This window comes from Kitasatospora sp. NPDC057940 (genome assembly GCF_042887425.1).
In the GTDB taxonomy this organism is placed as follows: Bacteria; Actinomycetota; Actinomycetes; order Streptomycetales; family Streptomycetaceae; genus Kitasatospora.
Genome location: NZ_JBHVPH010000001.1, coordinates 409656 through 433895 on the forward strand (window position 1 = coordinate 409656; position 24240 = coordinate 433895).

General features: G+C 74.6%; 16 protein-coding genes, 4 tRNA genes and 1 pseudogene. 14 read left to right on the plus strand and 7 right to left on the minus strand.

The features are described from left to right. The first annotated feature begins 51 nt into the window (after positions 1-51). The 5 genes from ACFVTF_RS01865 to ACFVTF_RS01885 all read left to right on the plus strand — a co-directional run bounded on the left by ACFVTF_RS01865 (position 52) and on the right by ACFVTF_RS01885 (position 4613). Positions 52-139, plus strand: a tRNA-Ser gene (locus ACFVTF_RS01865). A gap of 117 nt (positions 140-256) precedes the next feature. Beyond that, positions 257-1084, plus strand: a complete 828-nt coding sequence (locus tag ACFVTF_RS01870; protein ID WP_387807788.1) for a MerR family transcriptional regulator — start codon at positions 257-259, stop codon at positions 1082-1084. A 111-nt stretch (positions 1085-1195) separates the two neighbouring features. Beyond that, a complete protein-coding gene (locus tag ACFVTF_RS01875; RefSeq protein ID WP_387807791.1) occupies positions 1196-2560 on the plus strand; it encodes an FAD-binding oxidoreductase in 1365 nt (454 codons plus the stop codon). 428 nt (positions 2561-2988) lie between these two features. Then, a complete protein-coding gene (locus tag ACFVTF_RS01880) occupies positions 2989-3318 on the plus strand; it encodes a hypothetical protein (protein ID WP_363579777.1) in 330 nt (109 codons plus the stop codon). Between the two features lie 509 nt (positions 3319-3827). Beyond that, the gene (locus ACFVTF_RS01885; protein ID WP_371517967.1) at positions 3828-4613 is read left to right on the plus strand and encodes a pyridoxal 5'-phosphate synthase; all 786 of its coding nucleotides are present in this window, start codon (positions 3828-3830) and stop codon (positions 4611-4613) included. Positions 4614-4659: 46 nt separating this feature from the next. Here the strand turns inward: ACFVTF_RS01885 and ACFVTF_RS01890 are convergent, their stop codons facing one another. Further along, the gene (locus ACFVTF_RS01890; RefSeq protein WP_371517968.1) at positions 4660-5724 is read right to left on the minus strand and encodes a DMT family transporter; all 1065 of its coding nucleotides are present in this window, start codon (positions 5722-5724) and stop codon (positions 4660-4662) included. Between the two features lie 152 nt (positions 5725-5876). On the opposite strand from ACFVTF_RS01890, the gene ACFVTF_RS01895 reads away from it, so the two are divergent. Further along, the gene (locus ACFVTF_RS01895; protein WP_387807795.1) at positions 5877-6734 is read left to right on the plus strand and encodes a glycoside hydrolase domain-containing protein; all 858 of its coding nucleotides are present in this window, start codon (positions 5877-5879) and stop codon (positions 6732-6734) included. A gap of 147 nt (positions 6735-6881) precedes the next feature. After that, a complete protein-coding gene (locus ACFVTF_RS01900; RefSeq protein WP_387807798.1) occupies positions 6882-8543 on the plus strand; it encodes a long-chain fatty acid--CoA ligase in 1662 nt (553 codons plus the stop codon). Between the two features lie 125 nt (positions 8544-8668). On the opposite strand, the gene ACFVTF_RS01905 is transcribed toward ACFVTF_RS01900, so the two are convergent. Next, entirely contained in the window at positions 8669-12172 is a 3504-nt protein-coding gene (locus tag ACFVTF_RS01905; RefSeq protein WP_387807801.1) for a PAS domain-containing protein, read from the minus strand. 178 nt (positions 12173-12350) lie between these two features. On the opposite strand from ACFVTF_RS01905, the gene ACFVTF_RS01910 reads away from it, so the two are divergent. From ACFVTF_RS01910 to ACFVTF_RS01935, 6 genes are all read left to right on the plus strand, one after another. Next, positions 12351-12441: transfer RNA gene (locus ACFVTF_RS01910), tRNA-Ser, on the plus strand. Positions 12442-12688: 247 nt separating this feature from the next. Beyond that, positions 12689-12764: transfer RNA gene (locus ACFVTF_RS01915), tRNA-Arg, on the plus strand. A gap of 31 nt (positions 12765-12795) precedes the next feature. Continuing rightward, positions 12796-12871 (plus strand) — tRNA-Arg (locus ACFVTF_RS01920). Positions 12872-13149: 278 nt separating this feature from the next. Then, entirely contained in the window at positions 13150-16272 is a 3123-nt protein-coding gene (locus tag ACFVTF_RS01925) for an Ig-like domain-containing protein (RefSeq protein WP_387807804.1), read from the plus strand. Between the two features lie 194 nt (positions 16273-16466). After that, entirely contained in the window at positions 16467-17753 is a 1287-nt protein-coding gene (locus ACFVTF_RS01930; protein WP_387807807.1) for an SPFH domain-containing protein, read from the plus strand. Further along, entirely contained in the window at positions 17750-18772 is a 1023-nt protein-coding gene (locus tag ACFVTF_RS01935) for a C40 family peptidase (RefSeq protein WP_387807810.1), read from the plus strand. Before ACFVTF_RS01930 ends, ACFVTF_RS01935 begins: the two co-directional genes overlap by 4 nt. 530 nt (positions 18773-19302) lie before the next feature. On the opposite strand, the gene ACFVTF_RS01940 is transcribed toward ACFVTF_RS01935, so the two are convergent. Then, on the minus strand, positions 19303-20268 hold the full coding sequence (locus ACFVTF_RS01940) for an aldo/keto reductase (RefSeq protein WP_363579767.1): 966 nt from the start codon (positions 20266-20268) through the stop codon (positions 19303-19305). Between the two features lie 154 nt (positions 20269-20422). Between ACFVTF_RS01940 and ACFVTF_RS01945 the strand changes: the two genes are divergently transcribed. Further along, positions 20423-20632, plus strand: coding sequence for a hypothetical protein (locus ACFVTF_RS01945; protein WP_063348621.1), 210 nt, complete (start codon positions 20423-20425; stop codon positions 20630-20632). Positions 20633-20707: 75 nt separating this feature from the next. Here the strand turns inward: ACFVTF_RS01945 and ACFVTF_RS01950 are convergent, their stop codons facing one another. The 4 genes and pseudogenes from ACFVTF_RS01950 to ACFVTF_RS01965 all read right to left on the minus strand — a co-directional run. Then, entirely contained in the window at positions 20708-21748 is a 1041-nt protein-coding gene (locus ACFVTF_RS01950) for an endo alpha-1,4 polygalactosaminidase (protein WP_371518020.1), read from the minus strand. A 22-nt stretch (positions 21749-21770) separates the two neighbouring features. Further along, positions 21771-22466 carry a spherulation-specific family 4 protein gene (locus ACFVTF_RS01955; RefSeq protein WP_363579765.1) on the minus strand — a complete coding sequence of 232 codons (696 nt, stop codon included), beginning with the start codon at positions 22464-22466 and terminating at the stop codon, positions 21771-21773. Then, the gene (locus tag ACFVTF_RS01960) at positions 22463-23380 is read right to left on the minus strand and encodes an NAD-dependent epimerase/dehydratase family protein (RefSeq protein ID WP_387807815.1); all 918 of its coding nucleotides are present in this window, start codon (positions 23378-23380) and stop codon (positions 22463-22465) included. Before ACFVTF_RS01960 ends, ACFVTF_RS01955 begins: the two co-directional genes overlap by 4 nt. 125 nt (positions 23381-23505) lie before the next feature. Then, positions 23506-24207, minus strand: a pseudogene (locus tag ACFVTF_RS01965) (NDP-sugar synthase); the annotation flags it as partial. Positions 24208-24240: the final 33 nt, after the last annotated feature.

The window sequence follows — 24240 nt, forward strand, 5'->3', positions numbered from 1 at the left end:
CGAAACGGTGTGCACCGAACCCCGCCGGACCCGTTAGGCTGACCTCCGCCTGGAGAGCTGCCCGAGCGGCCTAAGGGAACAGTCTTGAAAACTGTCGTGCGGTGACCCCGTACCGTGGGTTCGAATCCCACGCTCTCCGCTGGTTGGAGAACCACCTGCTCAGGGCGGGTGCCGAGATCACTCGGCACCCGCCTTCCGCGTTTCCGGGGGCGGGGGTTGACCCTGACACGGTGGCAGGGGGTGGAGTGGGGGCACCATGTTGAACATCGGAGACTTCGCCAGCCACGGCCGGGTGTCGGTGCGGATGCTGCGCCACTACGACGCGATCGGGCTGCTGCGGCCCGCCAGGGTGGACCCGGTCAGCGGGTACCGGTCCTACGAGGCGTCCCAACTCGCCCGGCTCAACCGGGTGATCGCGCTCAAGGAGCTCGGCTTCACGCTGCAGCAGGTGCGGGCCGTCCTGGACGAGCAGGTGGACGCGGCCGAACTGCGCGGGATGCTGCGGCTGCGCCGGGCCCAACTCGCCGAGGCGATCGCTGCGGACGAGCAGCGGCTGACCCGGGTGGAGGCGAGGCTCCGGACGATCGAGAGCGAGGGGACCATGTCCGCACACGACGTCGTACTGAAGCGGGTGCCGTCCGTCCGGGTGGCCGAACTGACCGCGGTGGCCGCGAGTTACCAGCCGGAGGACATCGGACCGGTGATCGGCCCGCTGTTCGCGGAGCTGTGCAGGCGGCTGGCCGAGGCCGGGATCGCCGAGGCGGGCCCGTCCGTCGCCCGGTACGAGGACGTGCCGGAGGGGGAGGGCACGGTGCTGATCCGGGTGGCCGTCCCGGTCGGGCCGGCGGTGGAGCCGGGCCGGTACGACTTCGCGGTGCTCGACCTGCCGCCGATCGAGGAGGCGGCGACGGTCGTGCACCGCGGCTCGATGGACGAGGCGATGGGGGGCTTCCAGGAGCTGGCCCGCTTCATCGACGCGAACGGCTACCGCTCGGCCGGCTACGCCCGGGAGCTCTACCTGGAGTGCCCGGACGACCCGGCGCGGTGGGTCACGGAGTTCCAGGAGCCGGTGGTCCGCCGGTAGGCCCGGTCCGGCCGGGGCTCATGCCCGCGGATCCGCCGGGGGCCCACTTGCCCGGCCCCCGGCGGGCGGGCAGAGTGCGGTGGAGGCGGCGGGCGGCGAGTGGAGGCGGCGATGGGTGACCTGACGGACCGACTGGCGCAGGGCCTTCCGGCCGGGGCGGTGGTGGTGGATCCGGACGTGACCGCCGCCTACCGCCACGACATGGCCGGCTTCTGCGCCGCCGGTGCGCCCGCCGTGGTGGTGTTCCCGGAGACGGTCGAGCAGGTGCAGCACGTGCTGCGCACCGCCACCGCGCTGCGGGTGCCGGTGGTGCCGCAGGGGGCGCGGACCGGGCTGTCGGGGGCGGCGAACGCCGTGGACGGCTGCATCGTGCTGTCGATGGTGAAGTTGAACCGGATCCTGGAGCTCGACCCGGTGAACCGGATCGCGGTGGTCGAGCCCGGCGTGGTGAACGCCGAACTGTCGCGAGCAGCCGAGGAGTTGGGCCTGTCGTACCCGCCGGACCCGTCCAGCTGGGAGTCCTGCACGATCGGCGGCAACATCGGCACCGGCGCGGGCGGGCTCTGCTGCGTGAAGTACGGCGTCACCAGCGAGTACGTGCTCGGCCTGGACGTGGTGCTGGCGGACGGGCGGCTGCTGTCCACCGGGCGCCGGACGGCCAAGGGCGTGGCCGGGTACGACCTGACCCGGCTGCTGGTCGGCTCGGAGGGCACGCTGGGCGTGGTGGTCCGGGCGGTGCTCGCGCTGCGGCCCGCGCCGGCGCCGCAGCTGGCGCTGGCGGCGGAGTTCCCGAGCGCGGACACGGCGGGCGCGGCCGTCTGCGAGGTGATGGCGTGCGGCCTGACCCCGTCGCTGATGGAGCTGATGGACGCGGTCAGCGTGCGGGCGGTCAACGACCTGGGGCGGATGGGGCTGCCGGAGACGACCCGGGCGCTGCTGCTGGTGGCCTTCGACGGGCCGGACCGGGAGGCCGGGCTGGCGCGGGTGGCGGAGCTCTGCCGGGCGGCCGGGGCGACCGAGGTGGTGCCGGCCGAGGACGAGGCGGAGTCGCAGCTGCTGCTGGAGGCCCGGCGACTGGCGCTGCCCGCGCTGGACCGGCTGGGCACCACGATGATCGACGACGTGGCGGTGCCGCGCTCCCGGCTGGCCGAGATGCTGAACGGCGTGGCGGTGATCGCGGAGCGGCACGCGCTGACCATCGGGGTGGTCAGCCACGCCGGGGACGGCAACACCCACCCGATCGTGATCTTCGACGGCTCGGACGCGGAGCAGGCGGCGCGGGCGCAGCGCTCCTTCGACGAGATCATGGCGCTGGGGCTGGAGCTGGGCGGCACGATCACCGGGGAGCACGGGGTGGGGCTGCTCAAGCGGGACTGGCTGGCGCGCGAGCTGGGGCCGGTCGCGCTGGACCTCCAGCGACAGCTGAAGGCGGTCTTCGATCCGCTGGGAATCATGAACCCGGGCAAGATGGTGTGATGTTATTTCCCCCCATATTTCAGTACGACTTTCCGATGGTCTGGGAATGGCTGGAAAAGTCGACATGGGAGGGTGGTCGAACTTTTCGGGGGCGCGTTTCCTGATTTCCCTGCGCCGGGGGTGGTGCGCCTGGTGGCTCGCGTGACGGTGGAGCGCCCTGTCTGAAGGGCCCTCCGGGAGGTCGTCGTCCAAGCAAAGTGCCAGCTCAGTAGGGGTGTGTCGGCGCGCTGTCCGATTTTCGGTCCGTTATGCGCAGCCCGGGTGGATATCACGCTAACGGGCGAAAACTGCTCCGTCGACTAGTGCTTTGTCGATTTGTTGCGGAAGTCTGTCTCTCGGCGTCGCAGCCCGCAGGTGTTCGTCTGGCCGGCGAACTCCCGCACCCCCAGCTCGACAATTGCACGATTTACAGCTTATTGGAGGCTCTCATGGCTCGCATCCACACTCGCCGGGTGGCCGGACTCCTGCTCGCCGCCCCGCTCGCGGCCGGCCTGCTGCTGGCCGGCGCCGGCGCTGCGGCGGCCGACAACGGTGCGGGCGCCGGTGCCGGCTCCAACGCCGGCGTGGTGTCCAACGTCGGCACGGGCAACGTGTTCGGCGGGGTCGACGGCAACTACATCTCCACCCAGCAGACCGCCACCGGGACGGGTGCCTCGAACCAGAACAACACCCTCGCGGTGAAGGACAACGCGGGCACCATCCTGGCCGGGCAGTCCAACAAGAACATCAACGTCGTGTTCGCCCCGATCTTCCACTGATCCGATCGGGCACCACCGACGGCGGGGGCGCCGGAGGTGGGCGGCCGCGGGTGAGCTGAGCACTCGCGGAGGGGCTCGAACCAGTCTCCGGGCGGAATCGCCGCCCGGGCGCGGATCAGAACAGCGCATGACCGGCCAGCGGAAAGGGTCACCGCGAAGCCGGCCTCGTGGGCGGTGCCGCCATCGGCACCGCCCACGAGTGCGTCCGGAGCCGGGAGCGAACCGCCCGGGCCCGCCCGTCGCCGGCTGCCCGTCGCCGCCGCCCGGTAGCGTCCGTCGCCACCGGCACCGCCCGGTAGCGTCCGTCGCCGCCGACACCGCCCGATACCGCCCGGGACCGCCCGTCGAGGCAGGCCCGGACTGCGCGAACGCGTCCAGCGAGGGCCCGCGCCCGGAGCCGTCGGTGTTCGGCGGTACGGTTGCGCTCCGACAGCGCACCACGTGCCCGGGCCCGGGAAGGACGGCCCGGCCGGGGCGGCGACCGCGGCAACCGGAGGAGAGGGCGCGCGATGGCGGCGGAGGAGGAGGGCCTGACCGGCCCGGGCGAGGCCTGGCCTGCACCGGAGCCGGATCCGCGATCCGGGCCGGACGCCCGCCGGGAGCCGGCCGAGCACCGGCCCGAGCCGAAGTCCGTGCCCGAGCTGCTGCTCGGACGCCCGCCGATGGCCCGCCCGCTGCCGACCTTCGACGCCGAGGCCGCGCCCGCCGAGCCCGGCCCGCTGTTCGTGGACTGGCTCGCCACCGCGCTGGCCGCCGGCGTGCCGGACCCGCAGGTGGTCACCCTCTCCACGGTCGACGGGGACGGCCTGCCGGACGCCCGGGTGCTGGTGCTGCGCGACGTCGACGCGTCCGGCACCGGCTGGGTCTTCTCCGCCGCCGCCGACAGTCCCAAGGGCCGCCAGCTGGCCGACCACCCGGCCGCCGCGCTGACCGTCTACTGGCCCCAGCTGGGCCGCCAGGTCCGGGTCCGCGGCACCGTCGAGCGGGCCGCCGACCTGGTCGCCGCCGCCGAGTTCGCCACCCGCTCCCCGGACGCCCGGGTCGGCGCGCTGGTCGGGCGGCAGAGCGAGCCGATGGCCTCGCTCGCCGAGTACGACGAGGCCGTCGCCGTCGCCCGCCGCCGACTGGAGGCCACCCCGGACGCCGTCGCGGCCGGGCACGCGGTCTACACCCTGTGGGCGCACGAGGTGGAGTACTGGCAGGGCGACGCGCAGCGCCGGCACGTCCGGCTGCGCTACACGCGCACCGGCCCGGTCCGGACCCCGGAGTGGTCGCGCACCCTGCTGTGGCCGTAACGGTCCGACGGTCCGAGGGCCAGGCCCTCGGACCGGCCGCGCCGCCCTACCGCCGCCCGGTCAGCGTGGCTCCCACGCTGGCCGCCACCACACAGCCGATCCCGGCCAGCTGCGGCACGCCCAGCAGCTGGCCGAGCACCACCAGGCCGACCAGCGCGCTGACCGCCGGCTCCAGACTGACCAGCACGCTGAACACCCGCTGAGGCATCCGCCGCAGCGCGGTCATCTCCAGCGCGTACGGGATCACCGGCAGCAGCAGCGACACCCCGGCCACCGCGGCCAGCAGCCCCAGCGGCGAGGCGCCGGGCGCGGTCAGCCCGTCCCAGGCCTGGCCGAGGCCGAACGGCGCCAGGGCGAGCGCGCCGACCGTCATCGACACGGCCAGGCCCTGGAAGCCCTGGAAGGCGGCGCCGACCTTGTCGGTGAACAGGATGTACGCGGCGTAGCAGGCGGCCGCCCCGAAGGCGTAGAGGAGTCCGACCGGGTCGAGCCCGCCCCCGTCGCCGCCCTCGCCGAGCAGGGTCAGCAGGACGACGCCGCCGGCGGCGAGCAGCGCCCAGAGCAGGTGGCTGGCGCGCCGGGCGAAGACCAGGGCGACCGCGAGCGGGCCGAGGAACTCGATGGTCGCGGCGGTGCCCATCGGCAGCCGGTCGATCGCCCCGGCGAACAGGAAGGTCATCCCGGCCGAGGCCACGCCCAGCAGGGCCGCCGCGGCGAGGTCGCGCGGGCGCTTGTCGCGCAGCCGGGGCCGGGTGACGGCGAGCAGGATGACCGCCGCGAAGCCCAGCCGCAGGAAGGTGGTGCCGCTGACCCCGAGCGGGCCGAACAGCGGCTTGGACAGGGCGATCCCGGTCTGCACCAGGAACATCGCGGTCAGACAGAGAAGCGGCGCCGGGATCCTCTCCGGGCGCCGCAGGACCTTCGGGAGTCGGCCGGTGGGCCGGCCGGGGGGCGCGTCGGGCGGTGCCGTGGAGCCGGGTGCCCCGCCTCGTCGCCAGCTGCCCCGCTCGCCGGCGGGCTCGCCCTGGGGGGCGGGCGGCATGGCAAGCGCCTCGGCGACGGCGGCAGCCGGCATCGGGGCGGTGGTTTCGCTGGGATGGGAGCTGGGCATATGGGCGAGTTTGCCGTAAGGAGTGATAAACGGGCAAGCTCGTTACAACTATCGGGACGGATGTGGACGGGTACGGCCGAAAGGGTGGGCTCTCCCAGGGCGCCCGGCGTGGTTGCCGCGTTCGTCCGATGGTCCGTCAGTAGCAAGGGCGGGTGCGCTACCTCCGCCCCGCGGCCCTGTTCACCGCCTCCCTCGTGCTCCTGCTGGCCACCGACGGGACGGGCGTGAGCGCCGGAGCCGCCGCCCTCCCCCGTATCCGGGCCCTCACCCTGCCCGACCGGGTCGGCCCGCCCAGGATCCACGACGACTTCACCGGCCCCGCCTTCGACGTCTGCACCGCGCCGCCCCTCGACACCCTGCGGGCCTGGCACGGGACCTCCCCGTACGGCGCGCTCGGCATCTACGTCAGCGGCGCCCAGCGCGGCTGCGGCCAGCCCCGGCTCACCGCCGAGTGGGTGCGCCAGGCCCGCGCACTGGGCTGGCGCTTCCTGCCGGCCCACGTCGGGCTCCAGGCGCCGTGCAGCGAACTCGGCAACAAGCCGCGCCGGATCGACCCCGCCCACGCGGTCGAGCAGGGCCGGGACGAGGCCACCGAAGCCGTCCACGCGATGGGATCGCTCGGATTCGGCAAGGGCGGCCCGGTCTACCTCGACGTCGAGGCCTACCCGCGGCGCGACCCCGCCTGCGGCCAGGCCGTGGTCGACTTCGCCGTCGGCTGGACCCAGGCCCTGCACGCCGCCGGCTACCGCTCCGGCTTCTACTCCAGCCTCGACTCCGGCATCGCCGACCTGGCCGCCGCCGCCCGGGCCGGCAGCTCCCCGCTGCCCGACGCCCTCTGGTACGCCCGCTGGGACGACCGGGCCGACACCGCCGACTCCGGCGCCCTCGGCTCCGACCTCTGGGGCTACCACCAGCGCGTCCACCAGTACCGCGGCAACGTCGAGGAGACCTACGGCGGCGCCGCCCTCACGATCGACCGCAATTACGTCGACGGCCCGACCGCGGGCTGACGCGACGCCGATCCGTGACGCGGGCAACGGAGCCGGGATACTGACAGCGGGCGGGGCGGGGCGGCACAATCGGGCACGTCCGCGCGCATTACCGCCCGGTAGGTGCCGCAGGCGCAGCCGCCAGTGCCGCCAGGTCAAGGAGGACCCGTGTTCAGCACGATGCAGGACGTCCCGCTCACCGTCGCCCGGATTCTGGAGCACGGGTCCACCATCCACGGCCGGTCCACCGTCACCACCTGGGACGGCACCGGGCCGGTCGTGCGGACGTACGCCGAGGTGGGCGCGCGGGCCGCGCAGCTCGCCCACGCGCTCCGCGACGAACTGGGGGTCACCGGGGACGACCGGGTCGCGACCCTGATGTGGAACAACGCCGTCCACCTGGAGGCGTACCTCGCCGTCCCCGCGATGGGGTCCGTGCTGCACACGCTCAACCTGCGGCTGCCCGCCCACCAACTGTCGTTCATCGTCAACCACGCCGCCGACCACGCGGTGATCGTGGACGGCAGCGTGCTCCCGCTGCTCGCCGCCGTCCTGCCGGACCTCGCCCCGACGCTCCGGCACATCGTGGTGAACGGCCCCGGCGACCGCTCGCTGCTGGCCGGCTTCCCGGGCACCGTGCACGACTACGAGGAGCTGATCGCGGGCCGGCTCACCGCCTACCCATGGCGCGGTGACCTCGACGAGCGCGAGGCCGCCGTGCTCTGCTACACCTCCGGCACCACCGGGGACCCGAAGGGCGTGCTCTACAGCCACCGCTCGGTGTACCTGCACTGCCTCCAGGTCAACACCGGCGACAACTTCGCCTTCACCCCGCGCGACACCGCGCTGCCGGTGGTCCCGATGTTCCACGTGAACGCCTGGGGCATCCCGCACGCCGCCTTCATGTCCGGTGCCAACCTGCTCATGCCGGATCGTTTCCTCCAGCCCAAGCCGATGGCCGAGATGATCGCCGCCGTCCGGCCCACCGTCGGCGCCGCCGTCCCGACCATCTGGAGCGGCCTGCTGGACGAGCTCGACGCGGGCGACTACGACACCTCCAGCCTGCGCATGGTGGTCATAGGCGGCAGCGCCTGCCCGCCCTCGCTGATGAAGGGCTTCGAGGAGCGCCACGGCATCCGCGTGCTGCACGCCTGGGGCATGACCGAGACCTCGCCGCTCGGCTCCTTCGCCCAGCCGCCCGGCGGCCTCACCCCGGAGGAGGAGTGGCCCTACCGGGTCACCCAGGGCATCTTCCCGGCCTCCGTCGAGGCCCGGCTGGTCGGCCCGTCCGGTGAGCGGATGCCGCACGACGGCGTCGCGGCGGGCGAGCTGGAGGTGCGCGGCCCGTGGATCGCCGGGGCCTACTACGGCGGTGCCGGGCAGGACCCGCTCCGGCCGGACGACAAGTTCTCCGAGGACGGCTGGCTGCGCACCGGCGACGTCGGCACCATCACCGCCGACGGCTACCTGACCCTCACCGACCGGGCCAAGGACGTGATCAAGTCCGGCGGCGAGTGGATCTCCTCGGTCGAACTGGAGAACCAGTTGATGGCCCACCCCGAGGTGGCCGAGGCCGCCGTGGTCGCCGTCCCGGACGAGAAGTGGGGCGAGCGCCCGCTGGCCACGGTCGTGCTGCGTCCGGGTGCCACGGCCGGGCTGAGCGAGCTGCGGGCCTTCCTGGCCGGCCGGATCGCCTCCTGGCAGCTGCCGGAGCGCTGGTCGATCGTCGAGTCGGTGCCGAAGACCTCGGTCGGCAAGTTCGACAAGAAGGTGATCCGCGCCAGCTACGCGGCGGACGAACTGGACGTGACGGTGCTCGGCAAGGAGTAGCCGCCCGCCCGACCACCGAGGGCCGGGCCCCCCCCCGGCCCCCGGGGGGGGCGGGCCCCGGCGGGAGGGGGGGGGGGGCCCCCCCGTTCCAGCGGGGGTGGCCGGCCCTCGGCGTCAGGGTGCGGTCAGCCCGCCGCGGCGACGCCCGCCTCGCCCATCGCGCCGATCCGCCCGAGCAGGTCGACGATCCGGGACTGGACGTCGGCGCTGGTCGAGCGCTCGGCGAGGAACAGCACCGTCTCGCCGGTGCGCAGCCGGGGCAGTTCGCGCGGGTCGAGGTCCACCGAGGTGTAGACCACCAGCGGGGTGCGGTGCAGTCGGTCGTTGGCGCGCAGCCAGTCCAGCAGGCCGACCCGGCGGCGGCGGATCTGGAGCAGGTCCATCACCACCAGGTTGGGCTGCACGCTGCTGGCCCGGGCGACGGCGTCGTTCTCGTCCACCGCGTGCTCGACGTGCATGCCGCGCCGCTCCAGGCTGCTGATCATGGCGGCGGCGATGTCCGGGTCGCCCTCGACCAGCAGGACGCGCGGGGCGTGGTGCTCGCCGTCGCGCGGCGCGAGGGCGCGCAGCAGCACGGCCGGGTCGGCGCCGTACGCGGCGTCCCGGGTGGCCTGGCCGAGACCGGCGGTGACCAGCACCGGGACGCGGCTGTTGAGCGCGGCGGTGCGCAGCGACTGCAGCGCGGTGCGGGTGATCGGGCTGGTCAGCGGGTCGACGAAGAGCGCCGCGGGGAAGCCGGCGACCTGGGCGTCCACCTCCTCGCGGGAGCGGACGATCACCGGGCGGTAGCCGCGTTCCTGGAGGGCCTGTCGGGTGGCCGGGTCGGGCTCGGGCCAGACCAGCAGCCGACGGGCGCTGCCGCCCTCGCCGTTCGAGCCGTTCGGGCCGTTCGGGCTGGCCATGGTCGGCGGCTGCTCGTCGGTCCGGTCGCCGGCGGCGGCGGGCAGTTCGGCCATCGGGCGTGGGGCGGTCCTGGCCTCGGCCGGGACGGGCGGCTGCGGTCCGGCGGCGGGGGCCGGCGAACCGCCGAGCGGGCGCGGCGGCGCGAGTTCGGCGAGGCCGGTGCCGACCGGGCGCGGGCCGGACGGGTCCTCGGCGGCGGGCAGCGCCGGGCGGGCGGGCGGCAGCGCGGCGGGGCCGTCGGGCGCGGGCCGGTCCTCCTGCGGGGCCTGGTCGGACGGCGCGGCCGGGGTCTCCTGGCCGGGGCCGGGCGGCACGGCCAGCCGCCGCCGGCGGCCGGTCGGGGCGGCGGCGGGCTCGGGCTGCGCGGGCGCCGGGCCGGTCGGCAGGGCGTGCTCCAGGCCGGGGTACACCGGGGTGTCGGGGGCGCCGGGGAGGGCGAAGCCGCCGGAGGAGTCCTCGGTGGGGGGCAGGGCGCGGCGCCGGCGGGGCTTGGCCTCGGCGCCGTCGGCGGCCGGGGCGCCTTCCGCGGCGGGTGTGCCGCCCGCCGGGGTGCCGTCGGCGGGGGCGGCACCGGTGCCGGGGCCGAGCGCGAGCGGTTCGCGCCCGCCGGTCCGGTGCTGTTGCGGGCGCTCGCCCTCGACGGGGACGGCGTAGGCGGGGCCGGAGCGGCCGTCGTCCTTGCCCCAGGGGTCGCGCTGCGCGCCGTCCGGACCGGCCAGTCCCTGGCGGCCGTACGCGGGGTCGTTGCCGGTGCCGTTCCACTGTTCGGGGACGGCCCGCTCGATCCGGGCGGGGGCGTTCGGCCACTGGTCGGCGGGGGCGTTGGGGGCGGTCCGGGCCGGCGGCGCCGGTTCCTCGGCGGCGGGGCGGCCCCGGCGGCCGCGCCGCTCGGCGGCGGGTTCCTCGGCGGGCTGCTCCGGAGCCGGAGCCGGAGCCGGGGCCGGGGCCGGGGCCGGGGTCTCGCGGTCGGGCTGCTTGCCGTCGTCGGCGACCGGCTCGGCGGCCTCGTCGCTGCTGGGCAGCTGCGGGATGCCCGGAAGGTCGGGCAGGACGGCGCTGTCGCCCTCCTTGGGCCGGTCGGAGCGGCCCTCGGCGGCCGCGCGCTCGGCGGCGGCCTTCGCGGCGGCCGGGTCCAACGGCAGCTCGACGACGTACGTGGTGCCGGCCTTGCCGGGCAGCTCGTGCGGCTGGAGCACGCCACCGTGGCGCTCGACCACCGCGCGGGCTATCGGCAGGTGGACGGGGCTGCCGCCGAGGCCGGACCCGCGGATCTCGACCCGGGCGACCTCGCCGCGCTGGGCGGCGGCCAGGACGACGGTCGGCGGCTCGCCGCCGGAGGGCAGCGCGGCGGGCGCGCCGGGGGCGGCCAGGCCGGGGGAGGGGGCGGTCGGGGCGTCCAGGGCGAGGCCGATGCCGCTGACGTCGGCGACCAGGTGGGCCAGCGCCTGGGCGAGCCGGCGCTCGTCGGCGATCACCTCGACGGCGGCGGCGTGCACCGAGAACCGCACCCGGCCCGGGCCGACCAGCTCGCCGGCCGCCTCGACGGCCCGTCGGACCACCTTGTCCAGGGCGACGGGCACCCGCCGCTCGGTCGGCTTGCGGCGGTCCTTGCCGTCCTTGCCGTCCTTCGCGTCCGGGCCGTCCGCCGGGGCGGTCTCGCCGGTCTCGCCGGCCTCGGAACGCTGGTGCGCGAGCACGCCGTCGATCAGCCGGCTGAACCGGCGGCACTCGTCGGCGAGCCGACGCAGCGTCCAGTTGGCCTCCGGCCACAGCTGTCCGGCCGGGTCGGCGGCGAGTGCGTCCAGCCGCTGGTTCAGCGCGGTCAGCGCGCCGCCGAGTTCGCTCTCCAGGACGGCGGTGAGGTGTTCGTTGCGGGCGACCAGGGCGAGTTCGCGGCTGCGGTCGGTGAAGGTCATCACCGCGCCGACCAGCTGGTCGCCGTCCCGCACCGGCGCGGTGGTGAGGTCGACGGTGACCGGGCGGCCGTCCTTGCGCCACAGCACGGTGCCGCGCACCCGGTGCTTGCGCCCGGAGGTCAGGGTGTCCAGCAGCGCGGACTCCTCCAGCGCCAGCGGGGTGCCGTCGGCCCGGGAGTGCTGGATCAGCGGGTGCAGTTCGCGCCCGCCCAGCTCGCTCGCCCGGTACTCCAGGATGTGCGCGGCGGCCGGGTTGACCAGCACGCAGCGGCCTTCGAGGTCGACGCCGAGCACGCCCTCGGCGGCGGCGCGCAGGATCATCTCGGTCTGCTTGTGCTGGCGGCGCAGCTCGGCCTCGACGCCGAGCCGGCTGGAGAGGTCGCGGACCAGCAGCAGGAGCAGGTCGCTCGCGGAGGACGGGCGGGAGCGCTCGCGGTACGAGTCGTACGAGGTGAGCCCGTAGCCGCGGCCCTCGCCGGTGCCGTCGTCGGGGAAGTCGTTACCGGAGACCTCGACCGGGAAGCTGGTGCCGTCGGTGCGCCGGGCGGTCATCCGGACCGGGCGGTCGGGCTCGTCGCCGTCGCGGGCGGCCGGGCGCATCGAGCCGGGGATCCGGCTGGGGTCGAACTCGGGCAGGAGGTCCAGCACGCCCATGCCGACCAGCGAGGTGCCGGGCGTCTGGAGCGCCTGGACGGCTGCGCTGTTGGCGTCCACGACGGTGCCGTTGCTGTTCACCAGCAACAACGCGTCGGGCAGGGCGTCGAGTATGGCGGCGAGGCGAGCAGCGCCTCGGATCGGCCTGCTGCTCACGTCGACAGGTCTCCTCGGCTCAGGGCAGCTCCTCCGGAGACGGCAGTATCTCATTCTTCTTTGCGGCGGGGTCGACCCGCCTAGTAACGTGGGCGGTGGTTGGTGCCGAACCCCACGGTTGTGGCATCATCTCAGGCACACGGAACGGGTCCGCTCACGCGGACGTGGTCCCTGTGGAGGAGGCTTCGCCTAGTCCGGTCTATGGCGCCGCACTGCTAATGCGGTTTCGGGGTTATTCCTGATCGAGGGTTCAAATCCCTCAGCCTCCGCAGCCGGAAAGCCCCGTCGACGATCTTGTCGGCGGGGCTTTCCCCATCTCCGGGGAGGTTCCGGCCCCACCTGCGGCCCTCTCCCCGACCTGCCTCCCCGACCTGCCCCGCAGGCCGGGGCCGTCGGGGGCCCGGAGCGGCCTCCAGGGGGTCGGCCCGGGGGGAGGGAGCAATCGATTTCGTCCCGCGTCGCAGGTCATGTAATGTTGTCCCCGCAACGCCCCGCTGGCACCGTTCATCAGGGCGAGCGCTCATAGCTCAACGGATAGAGCACTTGACTACGGATCAAGAGGTTGCAGGTTCGAATCCTGCTGAGCGCACCAATCTCCGCAAGATCGGGTTCGCCCGTTCCTTGCGCTCATAGCTCAACGGATAGAGCACTTGACTACGGATCAAGAGGTTGCAGGTTCGAATCCTGCTGAGCGCACCAGCGAGAAGCCCCCGGCCACCGGCCGGGGGCTTCTCCCGTTTCCGGGCCCGGACGAGGGCGCCGGGTGCCTGCTCCGCTCTGGATTGCGGGCCTAATGGATGAAATGCATCTGTTTCGGGTACATCCCGTCCTGTCGCTCGGATGACCGCCAAACGGGTGGGACCCGGCTATAAGCCCAGGTGTCGCAGTATGACCGGTTCAGGATCGTGATTCCTTTTTGTCAGATCTTGTGCCCAGACTGCCCGGCACCCCGGCAGCCGACCGCGAAGGAGAGCCGGATGGGCCGACAGTTTCCCCGCACGGCCGCCGCCCTGACCGTCCTCCTGGCCGGGCTGCTGACCGGTTGGAACGCCCCACTCTCGGTGGCCCAGCAGTCCCCTGACGCCTGGTCGGGGGAGCACCGGGCGGTCCTGCCCTCCGGCCTCTCCGTCCAGCTCGAATTCGCCGCCACCCCGGGCACCGAGGTGGCCGCCGCGGCCGGCGAACTGGCCGACCGCCCCGGCGGGGGGCGTGCGGCCGGGCCGTACGCGGACGGAATGCACCCCGGAAACCCCGCGCAGACCTTCAGCGTCACCGAGAACCGGCCGCAGGCGGACGGATCCTGGCGCACCGTCGGAACGCTCCGGCTCGCCTTCTCCCGGCCGGTCCGCAACCCCCGGCTGCACCTCAGCGGACTGGTCGCGCTCGCCACCGGGAAGTCCGGCACCACCAGCACCGCGGCCCGGCTGACCCTCACCGGCGGCTCACCCGCCGCCCCCACCCTGGTCAACCGCACCGACTGGCCCGGCTGGACGGTCGACGCCAACGCCCTCGCGCCCGTCGGCGCCGACGGCAGCTCCGACGGCGCGGCCGGCTCCGTCTCCGAGGGCACCCTGGAACTCGTCGGCACCCTGCGCACCGCGGTCTTCCGGGTCGAGCAGCGCTCCACCGCCCGGGCCGGCAGCACCACCGCCCCGCCCGTCCTGCGCCAGGCCTACACCGTCACCGTCGACGAGGACCTCGGCACCGCCCCGCAGAACTACGGCAACGCCTCGCACGTGCTCTCCGACCTTTTCCTCGGCGCGGCCGCCGCCAACGCTGCGCACCGCACCCGCCCCCGGTCCGCCGACGACCGGGACGCGGCCGACCGGCCGACCGACGAGCCGCTGGTCCAGCTCGACCACGGGGCCGGCCGGCGCAGCGCCTTCGCCAGCCCGCCGCCGCCCAAGCTCCAGCCCGGCCGCGGCGAGTACCAGGGCGCCGACCCGTCGATCAGCTTCCCCACCGAGGCCGCGATCGGCCGCTACTACCGGCTCACCGTCCCGGTGGCGGTCGGCGACCAGCCCGCGACCCTGGCCGGCTGGATCGACTTCGACCACAGCGGGCGCTTCGACCCCGCCGATCGGGTGCAGACCGAGATCCCGGCCGGTGCCGACACCGCGACCCTGGAATGGACCGTCCCGACCGGCGCCGGCTCCGGCGACACCTGGGCCCGGCTGCGGATCGCCCGCGACGCCAGCCAACTCGTCCCCTCCGGCGGCTTCGCCGACTCCGGGCAGGTCACCGACCAGCGGATCAAACTGACGGTCGGCGCCGCCCGGCCCGAGATCGCCGAACCCGTCGACGGCGCCGTCCTCGCCGAAGCCCGGCCGCGGATCCACGGCGACGGAGCGGTCGCCGGTGCCTCGGTGGAGATCCGGGACGGCGACGCCACGGCCTGCCGGGCCCGGGTCGAGCGCCGCGGCGACTGGTCCTGCCGGCCCGGTGAAGCGCTCGCCGCGGGCCCGCACTCCCTCACCCCGGTCGAGATCACCAGCGGTGGTGTGGTGCTGCGAGGCGAGGCCGTCCGGGTCACCGTGAAGACGGCGCCGCCCGCGGCGCCCGTCCTGACCCTCCCGGAGTACACCAACGACCCGGGGATCCAGCTCACCGGCACCGGCGAGGCGGGCAGCATCGTCGCGGTCACCGACCAGGCCGCCGAACTGTGCCGCAGCGCCGTCCGGGCGGACGGCCAGTGGTCCTGCCTGCCGGTCGAGAACCTGCTGGACGGGCGCCACCTGCTCACCCCCGTCGCGGTCGACGCGGCCGGGAACCGGACGGCCGGGCAGGCGGTCGCGCTGGTCGTCGACACCGTTCCGCCGGACAAGCCGGTGCTCGGCTCGCCGGCCGCCGGGGAGACCCTGCGGGTCAGCCGGCCGACGTTCACCGGGCGGGCCGAGCCGGGCTCGAAGGTGCTGGTCACGGCGCGGGCGGGCGGCTCGGCGGCCTCGGGCTCGGCTTCGGCGGCGGGCGAGCGGACGGTGCTGTGCGGGGCGACGGCGGCCCTCGACGGCAGCTGGACCTGCACCGCCAACCGTGACCTGACGGACGGGCAGCAGTGGCTGGTCGTCACGGCGACCGACCTGGCGGGGAACGGGGCGGCGGCGGACGCGGTGCCGGTGCGCGTCGCGGCGGCGGCGAGCCCGTCGGCATCGGCGCCGGCATCGGCGTCGGCTTCGGCTTCAGCGGTGCCGAGTTCGGGAGCGTCGGCTCCTGCGCGGCCCAGCCCTGCAGCTTCGGTGCCGACCGTGGCGAGCCCGTCGGCATCGGCGTCGGTGGCGGCTTCGGCTTCTGCGGTGCCGAGTTCGGGGGCGTCGGTTCCCGTGCGGCCCAGCCCTGCGGCCTCGGTGCCGACCGTGCCGACCGTGCCGACCGTGCCGAGCCCGTCGGCGTCGGCTTCGGTGCCGATCGGGCCGAGTCCGAGCGTGGCGGTGCCGGTGCTGCCCTCGGCCGGTGCTTCCGCGCCGGTGGCCTCCTCCGTACCGTCCCGTCCCGCGATGTCGCCCACATCCCCGGCCCCGTCCCCGTCCCCGTCCAGGCCTTCGATCCCGGTCACCTCGTCGCCGAGCCCGGCTGTGGGGGCGGCGCCCGATGCGCCCGTGCTCGCGCCGGTGCCGGTGGGCGTGCTGCCGATTGCCGTTCCGGCGGCGGCAGGGCCGTCCGCTGCTTCAGTCACCCCGACCGCCCCTACTGCCCCGACCGTCCTCCCGACCGCCCCCACCACCACCAGTTCCGTCCCTCCGACGCTCCGTACCGTTCCGCCCCTGGACGCCAGTCCGTTCCGGGCGGCCGTCGGTGTCGTGGCGTCGTCACCGTCACCCTCACCGTCACTGCCGCCGCCCCCGGCATCGCCTCCGTCACCGTCATCGACGCCGGTGGTCGCCGAACCGCTCGGGTCCGCCGGGGAGAGTGCCGGGCAGCTGCCGGCGCCGCCCAGCACGCCGCCCGTGGGGGCGGCCGCGGAGGCCTCGCAGGCGGCGGCCGCTCGGTCCACCGTGAGCGGTTGGCGCGGTGGGGTCGCCGGTGGCCTGCTGGTGCTCGCCGCCATCGGGCTGATCACCCGCCGGGTGTTCGCCCGTGGTGACGGTGGCCGGCGGCGCTGACCTGCGCTGAACCATCCCGACCATCCATTCATGTGCCTGCGCGTCAGGTCGGCTTCGGACGATTCGTCAGCAAATGTCGACACACCTCACCTCAAATGTCGCATTTGATGACGTATGAACTTAGCCTGATCTTGGCACTGCCCGTCAGATCCGGGCCGCCCGTTGCGCGACACACCGACCCCGAGGATCCGTGCATGGACGTCACCCGCGATTCTTCGCAGCGACCCGACCACCTGCCCAAGGCGCTCCCACCGGCCTTGCCGGAACGTTCCGCCTCCGGCGCCAGCCCGCTGGCCACGGCCACGGCCACAGCCACGGCCGCCAAGACGGCCAAGCTGCTCGGCCCGGTCGACGGCGGCCCCGCGACCACTCCGTTGGTCGTCGTTCCCGGCCCGGCCTCCGGCGCCTCCGCCGACCTGCGCGATCCGCTGGAGGCGGCCGCCCCGGAGACCGCCGAGATCCCGGAGCCCGTCCAGGTCGGCGCCACCGCGGCCGCCACCTCCCGCCGCCCCCCGCGCGCCGACCAGGCGGTCCGCGAGCACGGCGCCACCGCCCTACCCGGCTGGATCGCCCTGCTGGTGGTGCTGGTCGGCGTGGCCGGCGTGCTGCTGATGCTGCTGCGCGACGGCGTCATCCCGTACTGGGACGCGCTGCCCGACCTGCGCAGCGCCGCCGCGCAGGCGAGCGGCCGGGCCGAGGTGGACGCCAAGTCGGTCGCCGCGGTCAGCGCGGTCGGCCTGCTCGTGGTGTTCGCGCTCGCCGGACTGCTGGCCAACGCGGGCGGCGAGACCCGGGTGCTGACCCGCTGGGGCCGCTACCGGGGCACCGTCCGCCGCACCGGCCTGGTCTGGGTCAACCCGCTGCTGCGCCGGCGCCGGGTGGACGTGCGGCTGCGGCACTGGCGCAGCGAGCCGGTCAAGGCGGTCGACCGGACCGGCACGCCGATCGTCGTCCGGCTGCTGATCGTCTGGCGAGTCAAGGACACCGCGCGGGCGCTGCTGGCGATCGAGGACCACGAGAGCTACCTGCGCGAGCAGGTCCAAGCGGTGCTCACCCGCACCGCGTCCATCCTGCCGTGCGACAGCAACGCGGCGCCCGGGCCCGCGCTGCGTGACGGGCAGTGGTTCGCCGACGAGCTGACCAGAGCACTGGCCGCCGAGGTCGCCCCGGCGGGTCTGGAGGTCTACTCGGCGCAGCCGCTGGCACTGGACTACGCGCCCGAGGTCGCCGAGTCGATGCGCCGCCGTCGGCTGGCCGACCTGGACGCGGGCCTGCGGACGGTGCTGGTGGACGACGCGGTCGAGGCGGCGGCGCTCGCCGTCCGGCGGCTGGAGCGCGCCACCGCCCACGAACTGGACGAGGCCGCCCGCAGCGCGCTGATGGAGCAGCTGCTGGTCGCCTTCGTCGCCCCGGCCGGAGTGGCCGCCTCGGTACCGCCCCCGGCCGCACGGGCCGGGCGGAAGGAAGGACGACCCGCATGAGGATAGCCACCGGCGCGTACGCCGATCCCGGCCTCGACCTCGACGCCGATTTCGACGCCACCCTCGACCGGGGCCTGATCGGCTTCGAGGAGAGCACCGGCAGCATCCCCGCGATCGCGGGGTGCGGCTGCCCGAACTGCGCGGCCCGGCCGCGCACCGCCCGCTCCGCGACGGGGACCGGCGGCAGCCGAATACACCGTGCCGTGCGGAGTACCTGTCTGGCCACCACCGTGCTGGCCGGCGCCGGCGTGGTCGGCCTGACGGCCGGTGCCGGGTCCGCGCACGCCGCGGCCGGGAAGCAGGGCTGGGACGGGTCGAAGTACTGGTTCAAGAACGGCGCCGGCGAGTGGCGGTGGACCAGCCACTACGACGTGTACGCGAGCCGCACCGGCCAGTCCGGCGGCTCGGGCGGCTCCAGCGGTGCCAGTGGCAAGGCGGCCGCCGTGTCCAACGGTTCCGCCTCCTCCGCTTCCTCCTCCGGGCTGCGCCAGGGCTGGGACGGGTCGAAGTACTGGTTCAAGAACGGCAGCGGCGAGTGGCGGTGGACCAGCCACTACGACGTCTACGCGAGCCGCACCGGCCAGTCCGGCGGCGGCGCTGATCCCGCTCCCTCCCGGCCCGCGGCCACGCCGTCGGCGGACCAGGCACCGGCCTCCGGCAGCATGGAGGCGGCCATCGACTACGCGCTCGCCCAGCTGGGCAAGCCGTACGTCTGGGGCGGCAACGGCCCGTCAGGCTACGACTGCTCGGGGCTCGTCCAGCAGGCCTACCGGCGCAGCGGGATCAGCCTGCCGCGGGTGGCCGACGACCAGTACGCGGCCACCACGCCGATCGGCGCGGGGCAGCTGCGCCGCGGCGACCTGGTGTTCTGGTCGGACAGCGGCCGGGCCTCCGGGATCCACCACGTGGGGATCTACCTGGGCGGCGGCAAGTTCGTCGAGGCGCCCCGGCCCGGCAAGACGGTCCGGGTCTCCACTCTCAACTCGGGTTACTACCCGACGCACTTCGGGCGGCCGTAGCGCCGGGGCGCTTCGGGGCCCCCGACAGCGGCGTGCTGTCGGGGCCCGAAGCGTGACCTTGGTCGCCTGGTCGTCCTCGCCGAGACCTCGGGTGCGCAGTTCGGGCCCGATCTGCCAATGGGCTGGTGTGCCAGCCGCGTTGGCCGTCTTTTTCCGGGCCGATTCGCCGACCGCCCGGAAAGTCGCCTGGATTTCGTCGACGGTGCCGGCGCGGGCCCTCGGATCGGCGGGGCCGACGGTCATCCTGCGGGTGTTACCGCCCGGGCCCGGATTGTCTGCGGAATCGAGGGCCGGGCACGCGTACTTCTTCCGGTCCTCGTCGTCGAGGGAGCCCGTCCCGGGCGGGATTCCCGGTGATGCCGCCGCCGTGCCGGCTTCGGCGTCGAAGTCCCGTTCCGGGTCGGGCCGTTCGTGGACCAAGTTCGATCACTGCGGACGGCGTTCCCCGCCGGGCGGGGTTCGCCGGGAACGGGTGCAGGCTGCGAACGAGCCCTGTGGGGGCGGGTTCGCAGCCTGCGGGTGGGGCGGGGTCAGGCGGAGGCGGCGTCGAGGAGGGCGGTCTGTTCGGGGGTCAGCCGGAGCGTGGTGGCTGCCAGCAGGGGCGGGAGCTGCTCGACGGTGCGGGCGCTGGCGATGGGGGCGGCGACCGTCGGCCGCCCGGCCAGCCAGGAGAGGGCGACCGTGGCGAGGGCGACGCCGTGCTCCCCGGCGACGGTGTCCAGGGCTGCCAGCACCTTCGGGCCGCGCGGGTCGTCCAGGTAGCGGGCGGCGCCCTCGGAGCGGGCGCTGTCGACGCCGGGGCCGCCGGGGCGGTACTTGCCGGTGAGGAAGCCGGAGGCGAGCGCGTAGTACGGGACGGTGGCGAGGCCGTGCTCGGCGACCACGTCGGCCAGCGGGCCCTCGAAGGTGCCGCGCGAGACCAGGTTGTAGTGCGGCTGGACGGCGACGTACTTGGCCAGGCCCTCGCGGTCGGCGAAGGCCAGCGCCTCGGAAAGCCGCTCGGCGCCGATGTTGGAGGCGCCGACCGCGGCGACCTTGCCCTCGCGGACCAGCTCGTCCAGCGCGGTGACGAACTCCTCGACCGGGGTGTCGTCGTCCCGGTGGGTGTAGTACAGGTCGATCCGCTCGACGCCCAGGCGGCGCAGCGAACCCTCGGCCGCGGCCTTGATGTTGGCCGCGCCCAGACCGCCGGCCTCGGGGTGCATGCCGACCTTGGTGGCGATCACGACGTCGTCGCGGTTGCCGCGGCTGCGCAGCCAGTTGCCGAGGACGGTCTCGGACTCGCCGCCGGTGTTGCCCGGGGCCCAGGCCGAGTAGACGTCGGCGGTGTCGACGAAGTTGCCGCCGGCCGCGGCGTAGGCGTCCAGGACGGCGAAGGACTGCTGCTCGTCGGCCGTCCAGCCGAAGACGTTGCCGCCGAGGGAGAGCGGGAAGACGGAGAGGTCGGAGGCGCCGAGGCGGACCCGGCCCGGGGCGTCGCTGTGGTTTCCGGTCATGGTCGGATTCAACCGGATCGCACTGGGCGGCATTCCGCGTGTCGGGCGGACTTCACGAGGATGTCGTACCGCCGTTGCGCGACCGGGTGGTGGGGGTCGCGCAGGAGGGGTCCGGGGTGTCCGTGAGGTGGGCGGATTCGTTAGAGTCCGTGCCATGGCTGACAACGACTACGACCCCGCCGGCAGCACCCAGATGTTCCGGGCGTTCGTCGACGAGACCCCGGCGGCCCCGCAGGCGCCGGGCACCGTCTCCACCTACGGCCGCAGCAGCAGCGGTGGTGGTGGCCGCACCGGCGTGATCGCGCTGGTCGCCGTCATCGTGCTGGCCGTGTTGGGCGGCGTCATCTGGCTGGCGGTCAAGTGATCCTCGCGCGGGTGACCCGGACGAGGGTCACCCGCGCGACGGAAACCGGTGCGCCGAGAACCGGTGCGCCGGTGCTCAGCAGGGCTTGCGCCAGGCGTTCAGGTCGAGCTTCTTCTGCATCGAACTGAAGCCGAGCGACTTGGCCTTGGCGCAGAACTGGTCCGTGCCGAGCTTGTACTCGACGTGGAAGACCGCCTTGCCCGCCTTGACGAACGGTGCGACCCGGTCGCACTCGTCGAACTGCGAGCACTCCTCGTTGACCGCGAAGTCGAAGTCCGGCAGCAGCGCCGGGATCTGGTCGAGGTCGTTCTTCAGACCGATGGCCAGGCCGCGTTCGTGGGCGAGCTGGGCCAGCATGCGGTTGTACTTGATCTGGTCGTCAGGAGTGAGCGGGAAACCGCTGTTCTGGTTGTAGGCCTCGATGGTGTCCGGCTCGATGGCGTCGAAGCCCTTGCTCTTGCACATGTCGAAGCGGGCCGCCATCAGCGGCTTGAGCTGGTCGAGCTTGCGGATGTCGAACCACTTCTCGCCCTTCCAGCCGGTGTCGGAGCCCTGCAGGGACTTGGCGAAGGCGGCGGAGTCGGGGCGGAAGTTCTCCCAGGAGCCGGCGTTGATGTAGCAGATCACCTTGCGGCCCTTGGCGTGCAGCGCGGCCACCACCGAGGCGTCGTTCTCGAAGCCGTCGATGTCGTAGACCGGGACGTCCACGGACTGGTCGACGGTGCCGCCGAGCTGCCACTGCCAGGCGAGGCCCGGGGTGGGCTGCCAGCGGGCGCCGGCCGGTTGCGGGGCGGTGGTGCCGCCGGGAGTTCCGCTCGGGGTCCCGGGGGTGCTCGGGGCGGTGGTGGCGCCCGGGGGCGTGGTGGCGCCGGGCGCGGTGGGTGTGCCGGGGGCGCTGGGCGTGCCGGGGGCCGGGGGTGTGGTGCCGGCGTCCGACGGGGTGCCCGGGGTCGCGCTGCCGTCCGGGGTGGTCGGGGCGGTGGCCGCGGGCGGGCTGCTCGGGGAGCCGTCGGCCGAGGAGCCGTCGTCGTCCGAGCCTGAGCTGCTGCACGAGGTCGCCAGCAGGGCGGCGGCGATGGTGATGGCGGCCGGCAGGAGCCGGGTACGGCGGTTCACGGTAGTCGAACTCCGGATCGGGTCAGGTCAGTTCAGCAGCGGTCAGGCCGTAGGGCAGGGTGCGCCAGGGGTTCTCCCCGGCGCCCGGTACGGCGCAGCCGACGCCGGCCCGGCGGGCGGCGATCAGCGCGGTGGCGTCCTCGGCGTGTTCGGCGGGGACGTCGTACACCAGGTGGCAGAAGCGGGAGGCCGCGTGGCGGCCGGTCCACAGCGGGAGCGTCATCGCACGGTACGTGTCCCAGTCGCCCTCGAAGGTGACCAGCAGGTCGGCCAGGCCGACTTCGGCGTACCCCGGGTCGGGGTGCTCGCCGTGGCCGAAGACCACGGTGCCGCAGCCGGCCGCGCGCGCGGCCGTGGCCAGCCGCCGGTAGTGCGCGAGGGCGCCCGGGTGGGTGGCCACCTGGTCGAGGTAGACGCCGGTGATGTCGTGGCGTTGACGGTAGGTCAGGATGTCGGCGACCACCGCCGCGTGCGGTCGGCGGCCGTAGTCGGTGTCGGTGTAGCCGACCAGCGGCACTCCGGCCGCGCGGAGTCGGTCGGCTGCCTCGGCGAAGACGTTGTCCGGGTTCTCGCCCGGCCCGTCGGCGAGGTTGAGCACGACGGCGGCGATCCGGCCCGGGTCGGCGGCGGCGACCGCCTGCCAGGCCGCCGGGTCCACCGCGGGGTGGACGTACAGCGGCACCAGCAGGCGGCCGTCGGGGATGATCCCGCCGGTCATGCGACGACCGGTGGGGAGGCGGGCTCGGCGGTGCTGAGCCACAGGTCGCGCAGGGTGTCGGCGAGGTCCGTCTCCGGGTGCCAGCCGAGCTCCCGGGCGGCGGCCGACACGTCGGCCTGCTGCCAGGAGACCGCGGCCGAGCGCTCGGAGCCCGCCCCGCTCTCGTCGATCCGGCCGGTGAAGCCGGCCGCGGCGACCAGCCCGTCCGCGATCGCCCGGACCTGCTGAGCCTGCCCGGAGGCGAGGTTGAGCACCCGGGGGAGCGGACGGTCCGCGGCGGCGGCCAGGCCGACCGCGCGGGCGATGTCCCGGGCGTCGACGAAGTCGCGGTAGGCGGAGAGGTCGCCGACCGTGATCACGCCGTCGGCGCCCTCGGGCGCCACCCGGAGCAGCTCGGCGGCCAGCCGGCCGGGCAGCGAGCCCGCCGGTGCCCCCGGGCCGACCGGGTTGAACACCCGCAGGACCACGGCGTCCAGCGCCGAGCCGGCCACCGAGAGGGAGCCGGCCAGCTTGGTCGCGCCGTACACGCCGACCGGGCGGGCGTCGGAGTCCTCGGACAGCGAGCTGCCCGCCGGACAGACGCCGTACTCGCCGGCCGAACCGATGTGCACCAGCCGGGCCTTCGGGGCGCCGAGCTGCAGCGCCTCGCAGAGCACGGCCGGGCCGCGCGCGTTCACCTCGGCGAGCTTGACCGCGCTGCCGGCCACCGCGCCGGCGAAGTTGACCACCACGTCGGGTGCCAGCGCGGCGAGTTCCTCGCCGAGCGGGCCGGCCTGGGCGGTGGCCAGGTCCAGCCGGAGGTCGTGGGCGGGCCGCCGGCCCGCGGTCAGCACGGTGGCACCGGGCAGTGACCGCAGGACGGTGGTGGCGTGACGGCCGAGGAAGCCGTCGCCGCCGAGGAGCAGGATTCTCACGCGGCCCGTCCGTCACTCTGGGCGCCCGCGGTGGCGGGAGCCTCGGCCGTGTCGTCCGGGGCGGTGCGGGCGGCCGGGATCGGCAGCTCCGCCACGCCCTGGCCGGCGCTGGCCGACTCGAAGGGCATCAGCACTGGTCGGATGGACGAGAACTCGGCGTTCGCCCGGTCGTAGTCGTCCGGGCGGCCGATGTCCAGCCAGTAGCCGCCGAAGTCGTACGCGGCGGGCGGGGTCTCGGCGGCGAGCAGGTCCAGCACCAGCTCGTCGAAGCCCAGCGGCAGGCCGGGGGTGTACTTGGCGAGCGCCGAACGGGACACGCCGTACACGCCCATCGAGACGCGGTAGTCGATGCTCGGCTTCTCCTGGAAGCCGGTGATGCTGCCGGACTCGGCGGTCAGCACACCGAAGTCGATCTTCACCTGACGGGCGTAGGTGGCGATGGTGAGCGGTGCCCCGGACGCCTCGTGGTGCTTGAGTACCCCGGCGAAGTCCAGGTCGGTGAGGATGTCGCCGTTCATCACCAGGAAGTGCTCCGGCAGGCGGTCCTGCATGGTGAGCAGCGGGCCCATGGTGCCGAGCGGGCTGTCCTCGACGGCGTAGCCGACCCGCAGCCCCCACTGGGAGCCGTTGCCGACGTACGCGCGGATGATGTGGCCGAGGTGGCCGATGGCCAGGGTGACGGTCTTGAAGCCCGCGGCGGCGAGCTGGCGCATCACGATCTCCAGGATCGCGTGCTGGTCGCCGATCGGGACGAGCGGCTTGGGAAGCGCGGTGGTGTACGGGCGGAGGCGGACGCCCTTACCGCCGGCCAGGATCACTGCATGCATGGTGTTTCCCCCACGGAAAGGATGTGCAGGACA

What these genes read in the sequence shown, in the direction of transcription:
- ACFVTF_RS01870 (WP_387807788.1), top strand. Translation starts at nt 257, where the DNA reads ATGTTGAACATCGGAGACTTCGCCAGCCACGGCCGGGTGTCGGTGCGG.
- ACFVTF_RS01875 (WP_387807791.1), top strand. Translation starts at nt 1,196, where the DNA reads ATGGGTGACCTGACGGACCGACTGGCGCAGGGCCTTCCGGCCGGGGCG.
- ACFVTF_RS01880 (WP_363579777.1), top strand. Translation starts at nt 2,989, where the DNA reads ATGGCTCGCATCCACACTCGCCGGGTGGCCGGACTCCTGCTCGCCGCC.
- ACFVTF_RS01885 (WP_371517967.1), top strand. Translation starts at nt 3,828, where the DNA reads ATGGCGGCGGAGGAGGAGGGCCTGACCGGCCCGGGCGAGGCCTGGCCT.
- ACFVTF_RS01890 (WP_371517968.1), bottom strand. Translation starts at nt 5,724, where the DNA reads ATGCCCAGCTCCCATCCCAGCGAAACCACCGCCCCGATGCCGGCTGCC.
- ACFVTF_RS01925 (WP_387807804.1), top strand. Translation starts at nt 13,150, where the DNA reads ATGGGCCGACAGTTTCCCCGCACGGCCGCCGCCCTGACCGTCCTCCTG.
- ACFVTF_RS01930 (WP_387807807.1), top strand. Translation starts at nt 16,467, where the DNA reads ATGGACGTCACCCGCGATTCTTCGCAGCGACCCGACCACCTGCCCAAG.
- ACFVTF_RS01935 (WP_387807810.1), top strand. Translation starts at nt 17,750, where the DNA reads ATGAGGATAGCCACCGGCGCGTACGCCGATCCCGGCCTCGACCTCGAC.
- ACFVTF_RS01940 (WP_363579767.1), bottom strand. Translation starts at nt 20,268, where the DNA reads ATGACCGGAAACCACAGCGACGCCCCGGGCCGGGTCCGCCTCGGCGCC.
- ACFVTF_RS01945 (WP_063348621.1), top strand. Translation starts at nt 20,423, where the DNA reads ATGGCTGACAACGACTACGACCCCGCCGGCAGCACCCAGATGTTCCGG.
- ACFVTF_RS01955 (WP_363579765.1), bottom strand. Translation starts at nt 22,466, where the DNA reads ATGACCGGCGGGATCATCCCCGACGGCCGCCTGCTGGTGCCGCTGTAC.